The sequence below is a fragment of the Halomonas sp. ND22Bw genome (genome assembly GCF_003011945.1).
Lineage (GTDB): Bacteria > Pseudomonadota > Gammaproteobacteria > Pseudomonadales > Halomonadaceae > Halomonas > Halomonas halophila.
Window position 1 is genome coordinate 1 of the sequence record NZ_PXWD01001713.1, and the last position, 238, is coordinate 238.

Consider the following 238-nt stretch of genomic DNA (forward strand, 5'->3'; position numbering starts at 1 on the left):
TGTGTAGGATCGGTGGTAGGCTTTGAAGCGAGGGCGCCAGCCTTCGTGGAGCCATCCTTGAAATACCACCCTTGTAGATATGGTTGTCTAACCGCGGCCCCTGATCGGGGTCCGGGACAGCGCATGGCAGGCAGTTTGACTGGGGCGGTCGCCTCCCAAAGAGTAACGGAGGCGTGCGAAGGTAGGCTCAGACCGGTCGGAAATCGGTCGTTGAGTGCAATGGCATAAGCCTGCCTGA

At 59.2% G+C, this 238-nt stretch carries 1 rRNA gene; it reads left to right on the forward strand.

Annotated features, from left to right (window positions below):
- Positions 1–238, forward strand: a 23S ribosomal RNA gene (locus CVH10_RS24130); the annotation flags it as partial.